Origin of the sequence: Mesorhizobium sp. M0340 (assembly GCF_040321535.1) — a bacterium.
Taxonomy (GTDB): Bacteria; Pseudomonadota; Alphaproteobacteria; order Rhizobiales; family Rhizobiaceae; genus Mesorhizobium.
Genome location: NZ_JAMYRR010000002.1, coordinates 123386 through 137455 on the forward strand (window position 1 = coordinate 123386; position 14070 = coordinate 137455).

At 60.6% G+C, this 14070-nt stretch carries 19 protein-coding genes and 1 tRNA gene; 9 read left to right on the top strand and 11 right to left on the bottom strand.

Features of this window, described 5'->3' with window-relative positions:
* Positions 1–118 precede the first annotated feature (118 nt).
* From kdpA to NKI79_RS03335, 7 genes are all read right to left on the bottom strand, one after another.
* Positions 119–1822, bottom strand: a complete 1704-nt coding sequence (kdpA, locus tag NKI79_RS03305) for a potassium-transporting ATPase subunit KdpA (RefSeq protein WP_352799846.1) — start codon at positions 1820–1822, stop codon at positions 119–121.
* Between the two features lie 25 nt (positions 1823–1847).
* Positions 1848–1937 carry a K(+)-transporting ATPase subunit F gene (locus tag NKI79_RS03310; protein ID WP_023675300.1) on the bottom strand — a complete coding sequence of 30 codons (90 nt, stop codon included), beginning with the start codon at positions 1935–1937 and terminating at the stop codon, positions 1848–1850.
* A 328-nt stretch (positions 1938–2265) separates the two neighbouring features.
* Positions 2266–3747: a hypothetical protein gene (locus NKI79_RS03315; protein WP_352799847.1), complete on the bottom strand. Its 1482-nt coding sequence runs from the start codon at positions 3745–3747 to the stop codon at positions 2266–2268.
* Positions 3748–3858: 111 nt separating this feature from the next.
* Positions 3859–4041 carry a hypothetical protein gene (locus tag NKI79_RS03320; RefSeq protein ID WP_254816845.1) on the bottom strand — a complete coding sequence of 61 codons (183 nt, stop codon included), beginning with the start codon at positions 4039–4041 and terminating at the stop codon, positions 3859–3861.
* Positions 4041–4229: a DUF3606 domain-containing protein gene (locus tag NKI79_RS03325; RefSeq protein WP_254816846.1), complete on the bottom strand. Its 189-nt coding sequence runs from the start codon at positions 4227–4229 to the stop codon at positions 4041–4043. Before NKI79_RS03325 ends, NKI79_RS03320 begins: the two co-directional genes overlap by 1 nt.
* 235 nt (positions 4230–4464) lie before the next feature.
* A complete protein-coding gene (locus tag NKI79_RS03330) occupies positions 4465–4695 on the bottom strand; it encodes a hypothetical protein (RefSeq protein ID WP_254816847.1) in 231 nt (76 codons plus the stop codon).
* Positions 4696–5102: 407 nt separating this feature from the next.
* Positions 5103–5537, bottom strand: coding sequence for a DUF3597 domain-containing protein (locus NKI79_RS03335; protein WP_352799848.1), 435 nt, complete (start codon positions 5535–5537; stop codon positions 5103–5105).
* A gap of 321 nt (positions 5538–5858) precedes the next feature.
* On the opposite strand from NKI79_RS03335, the gene NKI79_RS03340 reads away from it, so the two are divergent.
* The 4 genes from NKI79_RS03340 to NKI79_RS03355 all read left to right on the top strand — a co-directional run bounded on the left by NKI79_RS03340 (position 5859) and on the right by NKI79_RS03355 (position 8260).
* Positions 5859–6143 (top strand): hypothetical protein, encoded by a 285-nt coding sequence (locus NKI79_RS03340; protein ID WP_352799850.1) that lies wholly within the window; start codon positions 5859–5861, stop codon positions 6141–6143.
* 105 nt (positions 6144–6248) lie between these two features.
* Positions 6249–6857, top strand: coding sequence for a YdeI/OmpD-associated family protein (locus NKI79_RS03345; RefSeq protein WP_352799852.1), 609 nt, complete (start codon positions 6249–6251; stop codon positions 6855–6857).
* A gap of 454 nt (positions 6858–7311) precedes the next feature.
* Positions 7312–7584, top strand: coding sequence for a hypothetical protein (locus NKI79_RS03350; RefSeq protein ID WP_254816851.1), 273 nt, complete (start codon positions 7312–7314; stop codon positions 7582–7584).
* Between the two features lie 268 nt (positions 7585–7852).
* On the top strand, positions 7853–8260 hold the full coding sequence (locus NKI79_RS03355; RefSeq protein ID WP_254816852.1) for a heme-copper oxidase family protein: 408 nt from the start codon (positions 7853–7855) through the stop codon (positions 8258–8260).
* 348 nt (positions 8261–8608) lie between these two features.
* On the opposite strand, the gene NKI79_RS03360 is transcribed toward NKI79_RS03355, so the two are convergent.
* Both NKI79_RS03360 and NKI79_RS03365 read right to left on the bottom strand, forming a co-directional pair.
* On the bottom strand, positions 8609–8800 hold the full coding sequence (locus NKI79_RS03360; protein ID WP_352799853.1) for a hypothetical protein: 192 nt from the start codon (positions 8798–8800) through the stop codon (positions 8609–8611).
* Positions 8801–8803: 3 nt separating this feature from the next.
* Positions 8804–9013 (bottom strand): hypothetical protein, encoded by a 210-nt coding sequence (locus NKI79_RS03365; RefSeq protein WP_254816855.1) that lies wholly within the window; start codon positions 9011–9013, stop codon positions 8804–8806.
* Positions 9014–9378: 365 nt separating this feature from the next.
* Here NKI79_RS03365 and NKI79_RS03370 point away from each other — a divergent pair, with 365 nt between their 5' ends.
* Together NKI79_RS03370 and NKI79_RS03375 are read left to right on the top strand one after the other, a co-directional pair.
* The gene (locus NKI79_RS03370) at positions 9379–10095 is read left to right on the top strand and encodes a pentapeptide repeat-containing protein (protein WP_352799854.1); all 717 of its coding nucleotides are present in this window, start codon (positions 9379–9381) and stop codon (positions 10093–10095) included.
* Positions 10096–10319: 224 nt separating this feature from the next.
* Entirely contained in the window at positions 10320–10652 is a 333-nt protein-coding gene (locus NKI79_RS03375) for a hypothetical protein (protein ID WP_352799855.1), read from the top strand.
* Positions 10653–10841: 189 nt separating this feature from the next.
* On the opposite strand, the gene NKI79_RS03380 is transcribed toward NKI79_RS03375, so the two are convergent.
* Positions 10842–10931: transfer RNA gene (locus tag NKI79_RS03380), tRNA-Ser, on the bottom strand.
* A 459-nt stretch (positions 10932–11390) separates the two neighbouring features.
* On the opposite strand from NKI79_RS03380, the gene NKI79_RS03385 reads away from it, so the two are divergent.
* The 3 genes from NKI79_RS03385 (at position 11391) to NKI79_RS03395 (ending at position 13649) form a co-directional block, all read left to right on the top strand.
* Positions 11391–11714, top strand: coding sequence for a hypothetical protein (locus tag NKI79_RS03385; RefSeq protein WP_352799857.1), 324 nt, complete (start codon positions 11391–11393; stop codon positions 11712–11714).
* A gap of 68 nt (positions 11715–11782) precedes the next feature.
* Positions 11783–12445: a peptide-methionine (S)-S-oxide reductase MsrA gene (gene msrA / locus NKI79_RS03390; protein ID WP_352478110.1), complete on the top strand. Its 663-nt coding sequence runs from the start codon at positions 11783–11785 to the stop codon at positions 12443–12445.
* Between the two features lie 214 nt (positions 12446–12659).
* Positions 12660–13649: a BMP family lipoprotein gene (locus NKI79_RS03395; RefSeq protein ID WP_254816859.1), complete on the top strand. Its 990-nt coding sequence runs from the start codon at positions 12660–12662 to the stop codon at positions 13647–13649.
* A 65-nt stretch (positions 13650–13714) separates the two neighbouring features.
* On the opposite strand, the gene NKI79_RS03400 is transcribed toward NKI79_RS03395, so the two are convergent.
* Complete coding sequence (locus NKI79_RS03400) at positions 13715–13936, bottom strand: SlyX family protein (protein ID WP_352799859.1); 222 nt, start codon at positions 13934–13936, stop codon at positions 13715–13717.
* Between the last annotated feature and the right edge of the window lie 134 nt (positions 13937–14070).

Genomic DNA, 14070 nt, shown 5'->3' on the forward strand with positions numbered 1-14070 from the left:
TGCCGCAATAGCGAGGAATGTGGACAGCGTCGGGAAAGGAGGGGGCGTTTTCTCCCCCTCCGGCTCGGGGCGATGCCGGACCTTCCGAGGTATGATCTTGAACCAGGGCATGGCCGTTTCAGAATGTCTGACCGTGAATCATCGCCAGGTGCTCGACGATCGGTCCGACCGCCAGGGCCGGGAAGAAGGTCAGGCCACCGACGATCAAGATGACACCGACCAGCAGCCCGACGAACAGTGGACCGTCGGTCGGGAAGGTGCCGGCGGAGGCAGGGACGGTCTTCTTCGCAACCAGCGAGCCAGCAATCGCCAACGCCGGAATGATGACCAGGAAGCGGCCCATCAGCATGCCGATGCCGAGCGTTACGTTGTACCAGGGCGTGTTGCCGCTGAGACCGCCAAAGGCGGAGCCATTGTTCGCCGCGGCCGAGGTGTAGGCATAGAGAACCTCAGAGAAGCCGTGTGGACCAGCATTGGCGATGGAAGCAACGCCCGTCGGCAGCAGCACCGCGATAGCGGTGAAGATCAGCATTGCCAGCGGCAGGCAGAGCACGGCCAGCATAGCCATCTTGACCTCCTTGGCCTCGATCTTCTTGCCGAGATATTCGGGCGTGCGTCCCACCATCAGCCCGGCGACGAAAACGGCAATGACGATGAACATCAGGATACCGTAGAAGCCGGCGCCGACGCCGCCGACAATGACCTCGCCGAGCTGCATGTTGATGATGGGGATCATGCCGCCGAGTGCGGTGAAGCCGTCATGCATGGCGTTGACCGCGCCGCAGGACGCGGCGGTGGTGATGACGGCAAACAGCGCCGACAGAGCGATGCCGAAACGGCTCTCCTTGCCCTCCATGTTGCCGCCGTCGACGCCCAGCGCATGGACCAGCGGATTGCCTGCGGCTTCCGCCCAGTAGCAGACGGCAACGCCGGCGATGAACAGCACGCCCATAGCCGACAGAATTGCCCAGCCCTGGCGCTGGTTACCTACCATGCGGCCGAAGACGTTGGTCAACGCCGCGCCGAGGGCGAAGATCGTCACCATCTGGATCAGGTTGGAGATTGCGTCGGGATTTTCGAAGGGATGCGCTGCATTGGCGTTGAAGAAACCGCCGCCATTGGTGCCGAGCATCTTGATGGCAACCTGGGAAGCGACCGGCCCGACCGCTATAGTCTGTTGCGCGCCTTCGAGCGTCGTCGCGTTGACGTAGGCAGCGAGCGTCTGCGGCATGCCGAGATAGACATAGACGAGCGTCAGGACGATGCAGAACGGCAAAAGCAGATAGAGCGTGCCGCGGGTCATATCGACCCAGAAATTGCCGATCGATTTGCCTGAGGCCCTGGCAAAGCCGCGGATCAGTGCGACCGCAATGGCGATGCCGGTCGCCGCCGACAGAAAATTCTGCACGGTCAAGCCGGCCATCTGCACGAGATAGGACATCGTGCTTTCGCCGCCGTAGTTCTGCCAGTTGGTGTTGGTCATGAAGCTGGCGGCGGTGTTGAAGGCCAGCCCAGGTTCGACGGCGGTCATGCCGGCCGGATTGTAGGGCAGGGCGCCTTGCAGCCGTTGCAGCAAATAGAGTACCAGGAAGCCGGCCAGGTTAAAGAACAGCAGGGCCGCCGCATAGGAGGTCCAGTGCTGCTCCTCGCGCTCGCTCGTCCCTGATATGCGGTAGAGCCCGTGCTCGAGCGGGGCCAGAATTGAAGACAGGAATGTGCGCTCGCCGCTGAAAACGCGATGCATGTAGCCGCCGAGCGGCTTGGCCAGCAGAACGACGATCCCGCAATAGACGAGGATCTGCAGCCATCCGTTGATTGTCATGGGGTTGGCTCCTTGCCAGCGGAGATCAGAAGCGTTCCGGGCGAACGAGGGCGTATGTCAGGTAGGCGAGAAGAAACAAGGTCACGGCGCCGCCGAGGATATAGTCGAAAAGCATGTTACGATCCCTACCCTTACAGCTTGTCGCAGGCTTTGATGTAGCCGAAGCATAGAGCAAAGAACGCGATTCCAATCGCGACAACAATTATGTCCACCGCGCATTTTCCTATGTATTTGTGTGTTTACTTTAACAAACTACCAAAACCGGTCGCCGTATCATATCGGCGGCTGGATACACCGCTTCGGTGAATATGGATCGAAGTGCCATAAAGGTTCGAGACGGGACGCGGAGCAAAGAAATCAAAATCCCATAAGGATTTCGCCGCCTCGGCGCTGGCCACAGCTTCAGGAGGAAGGTGCACACCGGCGCGCGAAGCTGCCGGGGCTCAGTCCGCGCGGGTGTAGATCACCGCGTAGTCGTCTGCATAGGCCCGCTTCCAGCCCAGTTCGTCGAAGAACGGAATGCGGCTGTCGTCGGCGGTCAACAATGCCCAGCCTATCGTATATTTCTCGAGTTGGGCTTTCAGGATCGGCTTGCCCCGGCTGTGCCCAGTCTGCTCATCCGTTTCCGTAAAGCCATTCAGGAAGAGCTGATCCGCGCGGCCGTCGATAAACGTCTTGATGCCATGGAAAATCAGCGTACCGCCAAAATCGTAGGAGTTCAGCAGATTGCCCGACAGGTTATGGGTTTGGGCGAAGGCCAGTGCGTCCCTTGCCGAGGTCTTCTGGCTCGGCGCGACCGGATAGGTCGTGAAGGCGGCAGCCGCCAAAACCAGCAAAACGGCAAGTCCAGCGCAAATCCTGGAAAATTGCCGTGCGAAAAATTGTTCAAGTCCGTCGCGCTTTTCCGCCGCCCATTTTTCAGCTGAAAGCGCTGGATATTGTTGCGCGACCTCAACGGCAAGGACCACCGGGACAAGAAGAAAGAACAAGTATATGAACCGTATGTGGGTGAGATAGGCGTGCAGCGTGAAGACAAGGAACAGTGCCTTGGCCCAGCCAATGCGCAATCTCGACACGAGCAGTCCGAAAAACGTCACCAGCAGCGCCACCTCCTGGAGGGTGTGCCGCGAAGCGTCGAAGGGTTGCCACTCCGCAATGTAAGGCACCGCCTCATTGCCATAGGCCACCGTGAACGTGGCGAGTATGGCCTTGACGCCATAGGGATTGAGCAGGCTGACCAGCGGGCAAAGCAGCCCGAAAGCGATCCACTTGGCCAGCAGCCGGGGGTTCGACAAGCGCGTGCGCATGACGAGATCGAGGCCGGCGAAGGTGGCGATGACGAAACCGAAGGTGAAGGTGGCATGGAGATTGGCCCACAGGCAAAGCAGCGTCAGCAGCCACAAAGGCGGCGCTTTCTCGTTGCGTGCGGCCTGGAAAAGACCGGCGGTCCAGACGACGATGATGGGCAAGGTAAAGATGTGCGGCCGGGCGACATAGATTGGCCCGATCAAGAGCGCGAGAACCAGCGTCAGTCCTATCGCCAGCGTCGGCTTCAACCACGCGCTGAGATACCACGACGTCAAGAAGATCGTGAGCGCGATTACTGCAGTCGCCAGCAGCACCACGCCGTTCCAGCCGCCGGCTTCAAAGGCAATTGCAAGGAGAAGCTGACTAAGCCATTCCTTGGCGATCCATGGCTGGCCGGCAAAAGTGTAGGAATAGACGTCGACGGTGGGGAATGTGCGGCTTGCCAGCATATCCATGCCGACCTTGATGTGCCACCAGCTGTCAGGATCCTGCAGGAGGGCGGTGGCAAAGGCGAGGAGCGCCGCCGCCATTACGACCGCCGCCAGCAGGCAAAATACCAACCTCACATGCCGTATATCGCCTATCGACGGCCTCGCCTCACCAGATATCCCGCGCATATGGCATCCCTGAGCCGCGATAGCGGAAGGGATAGGCCGAATTTGTTAGAAAACCGATAAGCTGCAGGATTGCGGCCACAACCCTGTGCCGCGTCCAACCGGCTCGGCGGCTCAGCCCTCGGCCTTGAAGTTCTTGGCTTCCTTCTCGACCTTCGGGCTGTCCTTGCCGTGCTTGCGCATCAGATCCTTCGCCTGCTTCGGCGAAACGTCGGTGGTTTCGGCCAGGCGCAGAGCCTCCTTTTCGTCCGGATCGCGCGTCTTGCGGTCGGCCATTGCGGTTTTCTTGTCAGCCATTACGACGCTCTTATGCTTTCGGCGATTTCGTTCAGCACCTTGCGGTCGGTGCCATGACGCTTGATCAGCGTGCGTGCCTGATCCGGGGTGATGCCCGCTTCCTCGGCGAAGTGACGTACCTCGTAGTCTTCGCCGCCCGCCACTCGTGAGCGGTCGCGACTGTCGGTGTTGGTTTTGTCGTCGGCCATGGCAGCTCTCCTCATCTCGACGAGAGCATAACGGGCAAGATTTCAGCGAGTTCCTTCGAGCGTGTCGCCCAGTCCCCTGCCCTCGGGCATGACCCGGCATGCGCGGCGGTTTTGCTCAAAGCAGGGGCTTGGCGTCAGGCCGGCCTTCGCGCACAAATAGGCTGGCCTCTTTGGCGGCGCTGCCAACCGCCCGCCACTGCTCCTGGGCGCAGCCTGGTATTCGTTCCGGATTGTTTTATTGGGACCGATGGTCGAACACGACGCCCATGGTCCTACCAACGGCCGTCATGACGATAAGCTCGACCAGATCGTCGTCACTGTTGCCGCAGGCCGGGGCCGTCCTGCGAACGATGTCCAGCATCGCCCTCGTCGATATGGTGTCGCCGGCACCGAACCGTGAAAGCGCAGATGAAACAAGCTCTTGGGCCGTCAAGTCGGCGACAGTCACCCTCTGCACCACGTTCATTGGCTTCCTCCCACCATGAACTCTCTCCGGGGAGAATGATACGCCGAACGTCGCGTTTCGCCAGCAAAATGGTGGTCCTACCAGCGCGTGGGCAGCGACCGAAATCGTCGGTTTTGCGGGACGCAATCCGGGCGCGAGGCGGCAGCGCTTTTTGTGGCATGCCACCTCGCCAAACACCGATTCTGACGGTCGGGACGGGTCTCAATTTTATTTACCTGGCGGTCTGACGCTTGGCATCGTGGTATGCTCGGTTGCGGCCGAAGTTGGCGCAGCAAGAACCACGGTGCGGGCAGGACCAGGACGGTTCGTCGTTTCACGGAAACGCCGAGCCGGTCTGTCTTTTTGTTTGACGCAATTCCGGACGGAAAACCGTTCACACGTTTTGTTGGAATTGCTTATCTGTGACGCTAGGCGGCCAGATCGCTCGGAAGCTTGCCGCCATTCTCGGCCAGCTTTTTCATCAGTGCGTCGTGCAGCCACAGATTCATCGTTACAGTGTCGTTCATATCGCCGGTGTAGTTCAGCTCGTGGGCAAGCTCCTTGCGGGCGCCGACGCTGCTGTCGATATTCAGAGCCTTCATCAGGTCGACGATCGAATTCTTCCAGTTGAGCTTCTGCCCCTTCGCGGCCACGGCCTTGTCGAGAATGGCAGCGATGTCCGGGGCAGAGGACGGCGCGGCTGGCGCGGCCGGAGCCGGGGTTGCAGCCGGGGCGGATCGGGTAGGCGCCGTCGGCTGGGTGGCCGTGCTCGAAGCAGGCGCGGGAGACGGTTGCGCCGGCGGCGCTTCGGCCGCAACCGCGTTTCCGAAAATCGCACCTTTGATACTGTCGAAAATGCCCATTGCTATCTCCTGTGTTGGCTCGACGGTGTGTTGCCTTGACGGTCGGTGAGGCGACCGTTGCCGAATGCCGCATTGAGCGCCCTGGTTGTACCGGACCACGAACGCAACGCAGGGGCAACTCAAAAGTGGCTAAAGGGTAAAGGCTTGGTTGCATTGGGGAATCGGCCCAGTGATCCGGCCCGAGAGTAGAATAGGTCGGATCGCGGTCCGACAAATCGTCACGCGCAGTGGGCGAGGGAATGGTTGCCAGCCAGTTTTGCTGACGCAGACTAGAAAAGTCATCTAGATTCGTGTTCGCAATTCGCTGAGAGGAACGAAGCCATGACAGCAGTCGTCGCATCTGACAGGCTCGAACGTTCGCCGGTTTGGGCAGTGGACGATCCGTCGGTCAAATGGGCCGGCGCTTTCGCGGTTTACGGCGGGCACGGCACCACCCAGTCCCCGGTCATTGTCTACGAGATCGAGTCCGGCAAGCGGCTCGGCTGGCACAGCGACGCCACCGAAGAGACGCGTTCTTTGCGGCGGCGATGTTCATGCAGACATTCGACGGCGTCATGCTGCCGCCGGAAATCCCATGTCCTCGGCACGCCCAATCGTGCGGGCTGAATGCGTGCCGGCGGGAATCAACAGGCCTGCGGATATCGGACTTGGAGCTGATATGAGGGCGCGGTTCGGCGTCGTTACGCGCCTGGGTCACCGGCGGATCGGCTGATGGCGCCCGTGAAGGTCGACCCCGCCAAGGTGCGCGAGTTCAAGGATGCCGAAAGCTTCCATGCCTGGCTTGGCGAGCATCACGACAGCGAGGACGAAGTCTGGATCAAGATCCATAAGCTCGATTCGGGGCTGCCGTCGATCACGCCGAAGCAAGCCATCGACGTGGCGTTGTGCTGGGGCTGGATCGACGCGGTGCGCAAGGCGTTCGACGGCAAAAGCTATCTGCAGCGCTACACCCCGCGCGGCAAGAAGAGCACCTGGAGCCAGATCAATGTCGACAATGTCGCCCGGCTGATCGAGGAGGGCCGGATGACCGAGCACGGGCTGAGGCAGGTCGATGCGGCCAAGGCCGACGGCCGCTGGGCGCGCGCCTACAAGAGCGGCAAGGAGATGAAGATCCCCGACGACCTCCAGGCGGCAATAGACGCCGAGCCCAGGGCGAAAGAGATGCTGGCAAAGCTCAGCGGGCAAAACCGCTTCGCGCTCGCCTTCCGCATCCACAACATGAAGACCGAAGCCGGGCGCAAGAAGAAGATCGCGGCGTTCGTGGCGATGCTGAAGCGCGGCGAGACCATCTATCCGCAACGAAATCGCGATTCTGGATGAACATTTGGCCGCGTTTGTGTGCTGCGTCTTGTGCTTGTCCCTTGCGGCGACTCCCAAAATGCGGCCGGCTCAGGCCCATCTCCGATCCTGGCGATGTCGCAGACGATTGTTTTCGACGAGCGTCGCCCGGCACTTCGACACCATCTCTCATTCGTTTAGTGGACGCAGGAAAAAGTCTCGTCCTCACAGTCGGCATAGTATATTAGCAGGCGCTGTTATGAGGTTTTTGCCCGTTCAGGAACCGACTGGCACGTGGGCCGTGTTTGATGCGACCGTGGACGTGCCTGCGGATTTCGCTGGCAGTTGCCTTATCGGCTTGCCGCGGCAGCGGGCGGAGTGGCTCGCAGCAAGAGCCAATCGAGATGCTGCAAAAGGCACTTCGATTTGCCGGTTGTCAGCTGCCGGACCGGCACAAGCCGCGGTTCTTAGACTTAGACCGATCGGAGAGATTTCGATGATGCACGAAAGGGAAATGGCGGCTGCTTTGGCAGCCAGGAACCAGGAAGCGGATATTCGTGGTGTCTTCGACATCACCAACAAAACCGATGCGCCAATTGGCTCTCGCCGATTGGGCGAGGCTATCCACTTTGTCGCCAATGCACCTATCGTTGGCTATGATGTTCACGCCGCCGTCATCAGATATGGCCCACTCGGAACCCCCAGCCTCAGAGCTACAGATTGCGCGCAGCTGTGGGAGAAGTTCGGCGAGGCCTTGCTGGAACACTGACGGGCAGGCCTTTGGCGCGTATGGCACCACGATTGTGCAGGACTTCCTTAGTGAGAACGACATGGAAGCCTGGCGGGTGATATTGCAATTAAATTAGGGTGAGCGCATATTTTTTGCCGGCTGGACTCGCAACCGGCCAGGCCCGGCGGCCGGCTGCCGACGGGCCGTCAGGCCGGCGGCAAATGGTGCCGCAGGCCCGACGGTCCCCTTGGCAAGATCGCCGGAACCAGAGCATGATGCGGCGGCAAAACGGGTTTGGGGGAATGACATGCCTAAGGTTTCGGAGCTTTTTTTCAAGACAGCCATCGTCTTTCTTATTCTGGGAATTGCAGCTGGCCTGCAGATGGCAATTTCAGGCGATCACGGCGCGTTTCCGGCTCACGCGCACATCAACCTGCTGGGGTGGGTCACCAGTGCAATATTCGGCGGCTATTATGCGCTGAACCCGGCGAAGGCTGCCCGCAGGACGGCGATGATCCACTACGGCGTCTACAATCTCGGCCTGGTGGTGATGCTGCCGGCGCTTTACCTGATGCTGCAGGGAAATCCGGCGCTCGAGCCGATCGTCGCCACCGGCTCGATGATTGTCGCTGTCGCCGTGCTGATCTTTGCCTTCGTGGTTTTCTCCGCCGAAACAGAGCGCTCAGTCTCGGGAATACCAGCGGTCCCGCGGTAGACGGGGCGGCGATGGTGCCGAGCCTATCAATGCCCGTGCTTCTGGTGAAGCGCGGGCCGATTGGTTGTAGGCTGATCTGAGGCAAGAGTGCGGCGAGATGAAAGCCGCTCAGTAGCCTTCGCGCGCCCCTCTGCCTGCCATGCTGCTTATCGCGGCCTTCATTTTGGCGTTGTGCCTGCGTCCCTAGGAAGGTGAAAATATCGACACTTCTTGGATCTTCGCCGAAACGACTGCCTTGTGCTTTTGGGGCGCGACGCCCAGCGAGCGCAGGTGCGACGTTGATGCAGCCTTGTTGTTGGCGACGCAGCATGACGGGGTCGTCGTCAAACGACGGTAGAGCGCGCGGACCTACTGTTGCGCGAGCCGGTCCCCGAGCGTGTTTGCTTCGGCAAATCTTGCCAGCGATTGTTCGACTTTCTGCGCCGAGGCGTCTGTGCGCTTGATGTGCCGTATCATTTGCTGCCTCAGCAGCGCGAGCCTTGCGACGCGATATTCGTCGCCGTATCTCGCAGTTTCAAGGTGGAGGGTCGCGAGCATCATGGGTCAATTCTTCCGATCGATCTTCGTCATGCGTTCCCGGGCCTCAATCACGCGTTTTTGCTCAGACCGTATGCGGTCGCACAACGCGAGATTGACGGCGACACAGCCATCGTTCAACAACAGTTCATTCGCACGCTTCAGCGAGCGCTCGGCCCGTTTAACGCGCAGCCTGGCATTGGCCAGTTCGAAGCTAAAAATATCAATCATCATCATACCGCTTCGTTTGCGGTCCCTTCGATTGTTAACCGGCGTCGATCCCATTTGTTCCGACTGCACGCGGCGCAGCGCCAGGAAGGAGCTTGTCTTTCGCCCGTGCTGGGCCGTTCGCGATGGCGGGGCATGCTAGGTGGGCGGGCTGATGCAAGGCGAAGGTGTGAAGGCCTGGCCCGTAATCACGTTCTGTTCACTCTGGCTAATGTAAGCTGGCCGCCTAGAATTCGCCGCGAAGGTGTTTGACGCGGAGCTTCACACCAGGCTTGACCCACTGCGCCGCGAGCACAGCCATGTGGTCACCATGGCTCGAGTGTCAGCAGATGTGGTAAGGGTGAGTGTCGGCGAGTAGCAGAGGTCCAGCAACAATGACTTTGAGGCGAACCAGAGCTTACGTCACATCCGGCTTGGTTCTAGCGGTTTGCACTGTGTTTGCTTGGCAGAACGCCGCTGCCGCTCAAAATTGCGACGCAGCCGCGACGCCTGGCGTCAATTGGCAAGAGTGTGACAAGAAGCTTCTCATCCTAGATGGACAGGACCTGAGCGGGGCGAACCTGTTCGGTGTTGATTTCACTTCGACCGACCTCAGGAACACCAATCTCCGTGCGGCAAATCTTGAGAAGGCAACTCTTGTGCGTGCTTCCCTGGCCGACTCGACCGCCAAAGGCGCCCGGTTCGACAGAATCGAGGGCTACAGGACCGACTTCAGCCGTATGGACGCGCAGGGCGCTGTGTTTGCGAGCGCGGAAATGCAGCGCTCGAATTTCCAGGACGCCAATCTGACCAATGTTGATTTCACAAAGGCGGAATTGGGGCGTGCGCACTTCCATGACGCCGATATCAGCGGCAGCCGCTTTTCGTTTGCCAATCTCGCGCGGGCGGACTTCCGAGGAGCGACGTTCACCGCGCCGATAGACTTTGACCGCGCTTTTTTGTTTTTGACCCGTATCGAGGGCCTCGACCTTTTCAATTCGGTGGGTCTGTCCCAGTGGCAGCTCAACATGGCTTGCGGAGACGCCCGGACCGAGTTGCCTTCTGGCTTGACGAGGCCTGAAGATTGGCCCTGTCAATTCCAGCAGGAATAGTTGTCGGCAAGCGAACCGCGGCAATGCTGCACCCGACAGGATTCGAACCGGTAACTTTGTGCCGCGGGCATGCCCATTAAGGTCGAAGCCACCACCCGAGACGGCGAACTCCGGATATCCCTGTCTAATGCCGGAGAGCCCATTCCGCACGAGACAATGCAGGGGATCAGCATTAAGGAATATAATCCTCCCGTTGCGGCGAGCCCCTTCAACGGAGAATCGCCATGACTCGAAAGACCCTCGCCGACACTCTGTCCGCCCGCGACACCATCTATGTCAATGGTGCGCACCCGATGTGCTGCAAATCGACGAAACTTGACATCCAGGCGCTGATTGACAGGCTCGGCCATGACCACGGCTCGATGCATGACGACTTGGTCTGGCTCTTTGTCTGCTCAAATTGCAAGGCTGCCGGCCGTGACCGACCTTCTTCGCATGCATTCCTGACTACGAAGGCCATCAGCGGGCGCGCAATCGCGACTGGAAGCCAACTTTCGAACGAAGGGGCTGAAAGTGGCCGGCGCCGCTTGGGGGGCGTTGGGTTAGATTGCCTGTAGGCGCCGGCGGAGGTCCGCAGACGCGAATCCTGGGGGCTGCCCTGCGGTTTTTTCCGGACACTCCGATTCCCAAGCAAAGTCAACAAAGGGGCGGCGGCATGGTGGCCGAGCTTCATCGTTTGCGGACGTTAGGAACGGAAAGGCCGCAACTAACAAAGCGAAACAATAACAGACGCTTAAGTGGGTATCTGGCGGAGAGAGCGGGATTCGAACCCGCGTTACGGTTTCCCGTAAACACACTTTCCAGGCGTGCGCCTTCAACCACTCGGCCACCTCTCCGTCTTTAGCATTTTCGACGCGGCCGGTTTCGCCGCGCGGGTTGGGGAGATGCATCTCCTTTGGGATTCCGGACCGGAATTCCGGCCGTGGGCGCCGTCGACCAGCGGATACCCTTTCCCCGCACCTGAGCCGTCAAAACAACAGGCGCGGGGCTCATCTAGTCGATCCGGTGCCGAATGCCAAGACATAACGATAGTCTATTCGCTTTGCCGGATAGGGAGGCTCCGTCCAGCCACCGGCGCACCGTTTGCCGATGCGGCAGCGGCTGACCCGATGTGGACAGCCGGCGAGTTTGTCGACGCGATCGGCGGCGTCTTCGCCGTCCGGCGCGTCACCGGCTCCGGCGCAAACCGGCGGCGTAGGTTCAACTTCGCGTGTCGCGATTGCGGATAAAGCACGCAGATCCTATTTAACAGTCCACACGACATTCTGATAAGCTCCTGGGGAGGAAGGGTCCGGATGTTCCGCTTTATCTTCCGTCTTGCCGCAATGATCGCGCTTTCGGTTTCGGTCATCATGGCCGTGCTCGATGCGACCCGGTCGGTGGCGGCTTCGGCGCTGGTGATGACACCGCTTAATTCCAGCTGGCTCGCGGTCTCGCCGGATACGCGCAGCGCCTTCGAAAGCTTCGTCCGCGACAAGGTCAATCCGCTGCTGTGGGACGGCGCCATCGCCTGGGTGCTCAGCCAGCCCGGCTTCGCCGTGTTCGCGGTGCTGGCGTTCATTCTTTACGCCATCGGCTACAGGCGGCAGCGCCCCAGCGGGCGGTTCGCCGCGACCTGACATTTCCAGCCTGACCCGGTGTTCCCGTGCCGGGGAAGGCTCAACCAAGAAGAAAAGGAAACCGCACTATGTTTCTCAGCGACATGCTGAACAAGAAGCTCAACCTGCCGAAGCCCTCCGAGGCGCTGCCCGGCCGCGACCGGCCGATCCCGACCGCATCGAAGCACTTTGTCTCGAACAGGCCGCTCAAGGGTCCTTATCCCGAAGGGATGGAAACGGCGATGTTCGGGCTGGGTTGCTTCTGGGGCGCCGAGCGCCTGTTCTGGCAGGTCGAGGGCGTTTGGGTCACGGCGGCCGGTTATGCCGGCGGCGTCACGCCCAACCCGACCTATCAGGAAACCTGCACCGGGCTCACTGGCCATGCCGAAGTCGTGCTCGTCGTCTACGATCCCAAGATCGTGTCCTATGCCGAGCTTTTGAAGCTGTTCTGGGAAAGCCACGACCCGACGCAAGGCATGCGCCAGGGCAATGATGTCGGCACCACCTACCGCTCGGCGATCTATACGTTCAACGACGCGCAGTACCAGGCGGCGCTCGCCTCGCGCGATGCCTATGAGGCTTCCCTGCGCGGTGCCGGACGCGGCAAGATCACCACCGAGATCGCACCGGCGCCGGAATTCTACTTCGCCGAGGAAGACCACCAGCAATATCTGGCGAAGAACCCCTACGGCTATTGCGGCCTGCAGGGAACCGGCGTCTCCTGCGCCATTCCGGCCGCCGTCTCCGCCTGATTTATGCCCCTGACGCAAGGAATATGCTGGGGCGCCGCGATGCGGCGCCATGCTTTTCCAAAGGGTCAAAATTCCACGTGAATTTTGTTTCGGGCCGTGCCAGATTGACCCGAAGCGGGAGGAAGACACTCCTGCCTGACGTCGCATGCCTGCCGGAGAACCGGGCCGGCATGCGGTGCATAATGGACAAATAACCGACAGGGGTGTGGATCACATGAAACGTATCGTTCTAGGCCTTATGGCCGCAGCTGCAATGGTTCTCCCGGCCTTCGCCGCGGACATTCAACCCGCGATCCTCTATGATCTCGGCGGCAAGTTCGACAAGTCGTTCAACGAAGCGTCCTTCAACGGCGCCGAAAAGTTCAAGACCGAGACCGGCATCCCCTATGTGGAATTCGAGGTCAGCAATGCCACCCAGCGCGAGCAGGCGCTGCGCCGCTTCGCCGAGGACGGCCGCAATCCGATCGTCATGGCTGGCTTCTCCTGGGCCGACGCGCTTGACAAGATCGCCACCGAGTTCCCCGACACCAAATTCGCCATCATCGACATGGTCGTCGACAAGCCCAATGTCCGCTCCCTGGTCTATAAGGAGCAGGAAGGCTCGTACCTCGTCGGCGTGATGGCGGCGATGGCTTCCAAGACCAAGAAGGTCGGCTTCGTCGGCGGCATGGATATTCCGCTGATCCGCAGGTTCGGCTGCGGCTATGTCGGCGGCGCCAAGGCGGCCGGCGCCACCGACGTCATCCAGAACATGACCGGCGATACGCCGGCAGCCTGGAACGATCCGGCCAAGGGCGGCGAGATCGCCAAGACGCAGATCGACCAAGGCGCCGACGTAATCTACGCGGCGGCAGGCGGCACCGGTGTCGGCGTGCTGCAGGCAGCGGCCGACGCCGGCAAGCTCGGCATCGGCGTCGATTCCAACCAGAACGGCCTGCAGCCCGGCAAGGTGTTGACCTCCATGGTCAAGCGCGTCGACGTTGCCGTCTACAACACCTTCATGGATGCCAAGAACGGCAAGTTCACGGCCGGCGTCAACGATCTCGGCCTCAAGGAAGGCGGCGTCGACTACGCCATGGACGACAACAACAAGGCGCTTGTCGACGACGCGATGAAGGCAGCGGTCGAAAAGGCCAAGGCCGACATCATCGCAGGCACCATCAAGGTGCACGACTACATGTCGGACAATGCCTGCCCGTATTGATTGATCGACATTGCAGACTGACGAGCCGCCGGGTGAAAGCCCGGCGGTTTTGCATTGTCAGCCGCTCACCAGTGCGGCGGCTTGGTCACCGGCACGTCGGGTGCGGCCTGTTCCTCCAGGGCCAGGAAGCGCTCGGCCAGCGCATCGAGCTCGCGCTGCATGCGCTCGATCACCTTCCACTGCTCGGCGATCTGGCCTGACAGTTCCTCGATGGTCTTCTCCTGCTCGGCGGCGCGGATTTCCAGCGTCGTCAGCCGGTGGTCGGGCATGTCGGCGGGCATGGTCATCTCAAATCCTCGATCAGGCGATTGTGCAGGCTGCGGCCACGTTGGAAATTGACAAGCATGGCGGGATTTGTCGAGAGTGAACCCTGCTCCGGGCAATTGGCACAGACCCAATTGGCACAGACTGGGCGTCATGC

Coding starts and splice junctions, on each gene's coding strand:
- NKI79_RS03355 (WP_254816852.1), top strand. CDS start 7,853: ATGCCTAAGGTTTCGGAGCTTTTTTTCAAGACAGCCATCGTCTTTCTT.
- NKI79_RS03400 (WP_352799859.1), bottom strand. CDS start 13,936: ATGACCATGCCCGCCGACATGCCCGACCACCGGCTGACGACGCTGGAA.
- NKI79_RS03310 (WP_023675300.1), bottom strand. CDS start 1,937: ATGCTTTTCGACTATATCCTCGGCGGCGCCGTGACCTTGTTTCTTCTC.
- NKI79_RS03360 (WP_352799853.1), bottom strand. CDS start 8,800: ATGATGCTCGCGACCCTCCACCTTGAAACTGCGAGATACGGCGACGAA.
- NKI79_RS03315 (WP_352799847.1), bottom strand. CDS start 3,747: ATGCGCGGGATATCTGGTGAGGCGAGGCCGTCGATAGGCGATATACGG.
- NKI79_RS03340 (WP_352799850.1), top strand. CDS start 5,859: ATGACAGCAGTCGTCGCATCTGACAGGCTCGAACGTTCGCCGGTTTGG.
- NKI79_RS03345 (WP_352799852.1), top strand. CDS start 6,249: ATGGCGCCCGTGAAGGTCGACCCCGCCAAGGTGCGCGAGTTCAAGGAT.
- NKI79_RS03375 (WP_352799855.1), top strand. CDS start 10,320: ATGACTCGAAAGACCCTCGCCGACACTCTGTCCGCCCGCGACACCATC.
- kdpA (WP_352799846.1), bottom strand. CDS start 1,822: ATGACAATCAACGGATGGCTGCAGATCCTCGTCTATTGCGGGATCGTC.
- NKI79_RS03325 (WP_254816846.1), bottom strand. CDS start 4,229: ATGGCCGACGACAAAACCAACACCGACAGTCGCGACCGCTCACGAGTG.
- NKI79_RS03320 (WP_254816845.1), bottom strand. CDS start 4,041: ATGGCTGACAAGAAAACCGCAATGGCCGACCGCAAGACGCGCGATCCG.
- NKI79_RS03350 (WP_254816851.1), top strand. CDS start 7,312: ATGATGCACGAAAGGGAAATGGCGGCTGCTTTGGCAGCCAGGAACCAG.
- NKI79_RS03365 (WP_254816855.1), bottom strand. CDS start 9,013: ATGATGATGATTGATATTTTTAGCTTCGAACTGGCCAATGCCAGGCTG.
- NKI79_RS03385 (WP_352799857.1), top strand. CDS start 11,391: ATGTTCCGCTTTATCTTCCGTCTTGCCGCAATGATCGCGCTTTCGGTT.
- msrA (WP_352478110.1), top strand. CDS start 11,783: ATGTTTCTCAGCGACATGCTGAACAAGAAGCTCAACCTGCCGAAGCCC.
- NKI79_RS03370 (WP_352799854.1), top strand. CDS start 9,379: ATGACTTTGAGGCGAACCAGAGCTTACGTCACATCCGGCTTGGTTCTA.
- NKI79_RS03395 (WP_254816859.1), top strand. CDS start 12,660: ATGAAACGTATCGTTCTAGGCCTTATGGCCGCAGCTGCAATGGTTCTC.
- NKI79_RS03330 (WP_254816847.1), bottom strand. CDS start 4,695: ATGAACGTGGTGCAGAGGGTGACTGTCGCCGACTTGACGGCCCAAGAG.
- NKI79_RS03335 (WP_352799848.1), bottom strand. CDS start 5,537: ATGGGCATTTTCGACAGTATCAAAGGTGCGATTTTCGGAAACGCGGTT.